General features: G+C 75.0%; 6 protein-coding genes and 1 pseudogene. 6 read left to right on the forward strand and 1 reads right to left on the reverse strand.

From position 1 onward, the window contains the following. Positions 1 to 1170, forward strand: a 1170-nt coding sequence (locus tag ABZW03_RS37780) for a serine hydrolase domain-containing protein (RefSeq protein ID WP_355268946.1), incomplete at its 5' end; no start/stop codon positions are given. 73 nt (positions 1171 to 1243) lie between these two features. After that, positions 1244 to 1762 (forward strand): gamma carbonic anhydrase family protein, encoded by a 519-nt coding sequence (locus tag ABZW03_RS37785; protein ID WP_355268948.1) that lies wholly within the window; start codon positions 1244 to 1246, stop codon positions 1760 to 1762. Here ABZW03_RS37785 and ABZW03_RS37790 read toward each other — a convergent pair. Further along, positions 1759 to 2973 carry an MFS transporter gene (locus ABZW03_RS37790; RefSeq protein WP_355268950.1) on the reverse strand — a complete coding sequence of 405 codons (1215 nt, stop codon included), beginning with the start codon at positions 2971 to 2973 and terminating at the stop codon, positions 1759 to 1761. The two genes, ABZW03_RS37785 and ABZW03_RS37790, sit on opposite strands and share 4 nt — an antisense overlap. Before the next feature lie 210 nt (positions 2974 to 3183). On the opposite strand from ABZW03_RS37790, the gene ABZW03_RS37795 reads away from it, so the two are divergent. The 4 genes and pseudogenes from ABZW03_RS37795 to ABZW03_RS37810 form a co-directional block, all read left to right on the forward strand. Beyond that, on the forward strand, positions 3184 to 3432 hold the full coding sequence (locus tag ABZW03_RS37795) for a DUF2277 domain-containing protein (protein ID WP_355268952.1): 249 nt from the start codon (positions 3184 to 3186) through the stop codon (positions 3430 to 3432). A gap of 13 nt (positions 3433 to 3445) precedes the next feature. Beyond that, positions 3446 to 3682 carry a DUF6296 family protein gene (locus ABZW03_RS37800; protein ID WP_355268954.1) on the forward strand — a complete coding sequence of 79 codons (237 nt, stop codon included), beginning with the start codon at positions 3446 to 3448 and terminating at the stop codon, positions 3680 to 3682. A gap of 120 nt (positions 3683 to 3802) precedes the next feature. Next, positions 3803 to 4087: a DUF427 domain-containing protein gene (locus ABZW03_RS37805; RefSeq protein ID WP_355268956.1), complete on the forward strand. Its 285-nt coding sequence runs from the start codon at positions 3803 to 3805 to the stop codon at positions 4085 to 4087. Between the two features lie 58 nt (positions 4088 to 4145). After that, positions 4146 to 4398: pseudogene (locus ABZW03_RS37810) on the forward strand (hypothetical protein); the annotation flags it as partial.

Below are 4398 nucleotides of genomic sequence, written 5' to 3' on the forward strand. Positions count from 1 at the left end.
GATCACACCGAGGGTGCCCTCGGAGCCGAGGAAGAGCTGGCGCAGGTCGGGGCCGGCGGCGGAGGCGGGGGCGCGGCCGAGGTCGAGCACCCCGACAACTGGGCGGCCGCCGACGCCGCCCTCGCCGGGATGACCGGCCCCGGCTACTCCACCTCCGCCCTCGGCGCCGTCCGCGAGGACGGCCGGCTGGTCTGGCGCAACGCCACCGGCGTCGCCGAACTCGCCACCGGCGAGCCCGCCGACCCCCGGGGCTCCTTCCGGATCGGCAGCACCACCAAGATCTTCGTCGCCACCACCCTGCTCCAACTGGTCGGCGAACACCGGCTGGACCTCGACGACCGCCTGGAGTGCCTGCTGCCGGGCATCGTCCCGAACAGCACCGCGATCACCGTCCGGCAGCTCCTCAACCACACCAGCGGGGTCGCCGACTACACCCAGGACCAGGCCTTCGACTTCCGGCGGCCGCAGTGGCTGGCCGGCGGCCGCTTCACCCACTACGGCCTCCGGGACCTGGTGGACATCGCCGAGCGGTACCCGCCGGCCTTCCCGCCTGGCCAGGACTGGCAGTACTCCAACACCAACTACATCCTGGTCGGGATGATCATCGAGAAGCTCACCGGCCGCAGCTGGAACGAGGAGGTGACCCGTCGGATCATCCGCCCGCTCGGCCTCACCGGCACCCGGATGCCCGGCGACTCGCCCTTCCTCCCCGGCCCGTACGCCCACGGCTACTACAAGGCCGCCACCGGCCCGGTCGACGTCACCCTGTTCAACCCCTCGATGGCCGGCCCGTCCGGCGCGGGCGTCTCCACCACCGCGGACCTGACCGCCTTCCTGCACGCCCTGCTCGGCGGCCGCCTGCTGCGCCCGGCCGAACTCGCCGCCATGCAGCAGACCACCGAGCACGGCGAGGGCCGGACGTACGGCCTCGGCCTGCAGCGCCTGGACACCGCCTGCGGCTCCTTCTGGGGCCACGCCGGCGGCATCCCCGGCTACAGCACGATGCTGCTCGGCGCGGCGGACGGCCGGCGCGAGTTCGCCGGGAACGCCACCGTCTACGACGCCCCGGACGAGCCCGCCAACGCCGCCTGGTTCAAGGTGATCACCACCGCGCTGTGCGGCGCCCAGCCGGGAGCCGCCGGAACCGACCTCGCCCGCACGGCGCCGTGACCGACCCCCTACGCTGACCGGCGAGCCCACGGCCCACCGCCACCGGGGCCCACCGTCACCAGGAGGACGAGACATGGCAGAGCCGCTGATCGCCGCCGTCGGGGGAAAGACGCCCGCCGTCGACCCGGGCGCCTTCGTGGCGCCGAACGCCGTCGTGGTCGGGGACGTGACCGTCGCCGCCGACGCCGGGGTCTGGTACGGCGCGGTGCTGCGCGGCGACGCCGAGTCGATCAGCGTCGGCGCGGGCAGCAACATCCAGGACAACTGCACCCTGCACGCCGACCCCGGCTTCCCGCTGGTGGTCGGCGAGCGGGTCTCGGTCGGCCACAACGCCGTGCTGCACGGCTGCACGGTCGAGGACGACGTGCTGGTGGGCATGAACGCCACCGTGCTCAACGGCGCCAGGATCGGCACCGGCTCGCTGGTCGCGGCCGGCGCGGTGGTGCCGCAGGGCATGGCCGTCCCGCCCGGCTCGCTGGTCGCCGGCGTCCCGGCCAGGGTCCGCCGCGAGCTGACCGAGGACGAGAAGGCGGGCATCAGGGCCAACGGCGCCGGCTACCAGCTGCTCGCCGAGGCCCACCGGGAGGTCTAAGCGCCGGTCACCGCGGCCGCCGCCGGGTCCGTCGCCGGTTCCGCCGCCGGTCCTGCCACCGGGGCGGGTCGGCGCCGGTCGCCCGCCCAGGCGAGCACCGCGATCAGCGTCCCCGCGGCGGCCAGGCCGGCGCCGACCAGCGTCGGCGAGGTCCAGCCGAACCCGGCGGCCAGCGCCAGCCCGCCGAAGTACGCGCCCTGGGCGTTGGCCAGGTTGAAGGCGCCCTGGACCGTCGCCGAGGCCAGGGTCGGCGCGCTGCGCGCCTTCTGCAGCACCAGGGTCTGCACGGCCGGCACGATCGCGAAGCCGAACATCCCGATCAGCACCACCGTGACCGCCGCCGACCAGCGGGCGTGCGCGGTCACCGCGAACAGCGCCAGGGTGGCGGAGAGCAGCACGAAGGCCGCGCAGACGGTGGGGCGCAGCGCCCGGTCGGCGGCGAACCCGCCCAGCACGTTGCCGAGCGTCATGCCGACCCCGAACAGCGACAGCACCAGGGTCACCGAGCCGGTGGCGTACCCGGACACCTCGGTGAGCAGCGGCGCGATGTAGCTGTAGCAGGCGAAGAAGCCGCCGCAGCCGAACACCACGGTGGCCAGCGCCAGCCAGAGCTGCCCGCTGCGGAAGGCCTGCAGCTCGTGCCGGAGCCCGGACCGGCCGGAGGAGGGGAGTGCGGGCACCAGCCGGGCGATGGCGACGGTCCCGGCGACGGCGATCAGCACCACCACCAGCATGGTGGCCCGCCAGCCCAGGTGCTGGCCGAGCAGGGTCGCGGCCGGGACGCCGACGATGTTGGCGACGGTCAGCCCGGAGAACATCACGGCCACCGCCCGGGCCCGGCGGTCCGGCGCGACCAGCTCGGCCGCCGCCACCGCGCCCGCGCCGAAGAAGGCGCCGTGCGGCAGCCCGGTGATCAGCCGGGCGGCGGCCAGCGTCCAGAAGTCCGGGGCCACCGCGCACAGCAGGTTGCCGGTCGCGAACAGCCCGGCGAGCGCCACCAGCACCGCCTTGCGCGGCCGCCCGGCGGCCAGCGCGGTCAGCAGCGGCGCGCCGACCACCACGCCCAGCGCGTACGCCGAGATCAGCCAGCCGGCCTGGGGGATGGAGACGTGGAGGCTGTCGGCGACCTGGGGGAGCAGCCCCATGGCGGCGAATTCGGTGGTGCCGATGGCGAACGCGGTGACGGCCAGCGCGAGCAGCGCGAGAGGCAAGGGGGGACTCCGGAGTGATGCCGACGGGCCGGGGGAGCGCGCGGCGGTACGAACGGGATGATCGGGACGGATGGGATGGAGGGGGTGAACGGAACGAAGGGGGGATTAATTCGTTCATCCGGCATCCTAATCCGGTCGGATGACACCGTCATGAGGTGTGCGTGTCGAAAGGGGGTCGCCGACACGGCTCCCGCGCGCGAGACTGGGAGCATGTGCCGCAACATCAAGACGCTGCGACCCCCCGTCACGCCCGACGCCGACGAGGAGGACTTCCACGCCGCCGCGCTCCAGTACGTCCGCAAGGTGTCCGGGTTCCGCGCTCCCGCGGCGCACAACCGGGAGGCCTTCGACCGAGCGGTGGAAGCGGTCGCGGAGGCCACCGCCCGGCTGCTCGGCGAGCTGGAGGTCCGCGGCTCGCACGTCACCGCGGCCGCCGCGCCGGCCGAGGCCGCCGGGTAACCGGGAGCAGGCGATGAACCCCGCCGAGCGCTACGCCCTGACCTTCCCCGGCACCCCGGGCACCCAGGCCCCGCAGGACGTCGTGGTGGTCACCCGCACCGACGCCACCGGCCCGGGCGGCCACCCGGTGTACGAGGACGAGAGCGGGATCGTCCGGGCCGAGATCAGCGACAACGGCGAGGTCCGGATGATCGCCAGCGGCGGCCACCAGAGCCCGCACCTGCCGGTGCACGCCCACCCGCTGCCCTGACCGCGGCCGGGCCGGCCGTCGCCGTGCGGACGGCCGCCGGGCCGGGCGCAGCGGTACCGGTTGCCCGCCCGGCGCCGGGAACCATGGGCGCGGTGCCCCCTGGTCGGGCACAATCGCCGTATGACCACAGCGAGTTGGCAGGGCGTCGTCATCGCCGAGAGCGACCGGACCATCGTCGTCGAGGGCAACCACTACTTCCCGGCCGAGTCGGTGCGCGCCGAGTTCCTGCGCCCCTCGGAGACCACCACGGTGTGCGGCTGGAAGGGCACCGCCGCCTACTACACCCTGGAGGTGGACGGGCGGACCAACCCGGACGCCGCCTGGTTCTACACCGACCCGAAGCCCGAGGCCGAGCACGTGCGCGGCCGGGTGGCCTTCTGGCGCGGGGTGGAGGTCGTCGAGTAGGCGGGCGGCCCCGGGCCGTGCCGTCGTCCCGCCGTCGCGAAAGGGGTACCGGATTCCCATGGCAGTCTTCCGCAGGCCGGGCCGCTCCCGGCCACGCCCCGAGCCCGACCAGGTGAAGAGCGACCGGGCCGAGCCCGACCCGAGCGAGCCCGACCCGAGCGGGCCCGACCGGGCCGAGCCCGACCTGACCGAGCGGCTGGCCGAACTGGTCGAGGAGTCCGAGCGGCCCGCCGGCCAGGGCCCGGTCACCGAGTACGCGGCGAAGCAGCGCGGCCGCGGCCGGGCCGTGGTGCTGCACACCGCCCGGCGGC

This window comes from Kitasatospora sp. NPDC004799 (assembly GCF_040609095.1).
Lineage (GTDB): Bacteria > Actinomycetota > Actinomycetes > Streptomycetales > Streptomycetaceae > Kitasatospora.

What these genes read in the sequence shown, in the direction of transcription:
- ABZW03_RS37800 (WP_355268954.1), top strand. Translation starts at nt 3,446, where the DNA reads ATGAACCCCGCCGAGCGCTACGCCCTGACCTTCCCCGGCACCCCGGGC.
- ABZW03_RS37805 (WP_355268956.1), top strand. Translation starts at nt 3,803, where the DNA reads ATGACCACAGCGAGTTGGCAGGGCGTCGTCATCGCCGAGAGCGACCGG.
- ABZW03_RS37785 (WP_355268948.1), top strand. Translation starts at nt 1,244, where the DNA reads ATGGCAGAGCCGCTGATCGCCGCCGTCGGGGGAAAGACGCCCGCCGTC.
- ABZW03_RS37795 (WP_355268952.1), top strand. Translation starts at nt 3,184, where the DNA reads ATGTGCCGCAACATCAAGACGCTGCGACCCCCCGTCACGCCCGACGCC.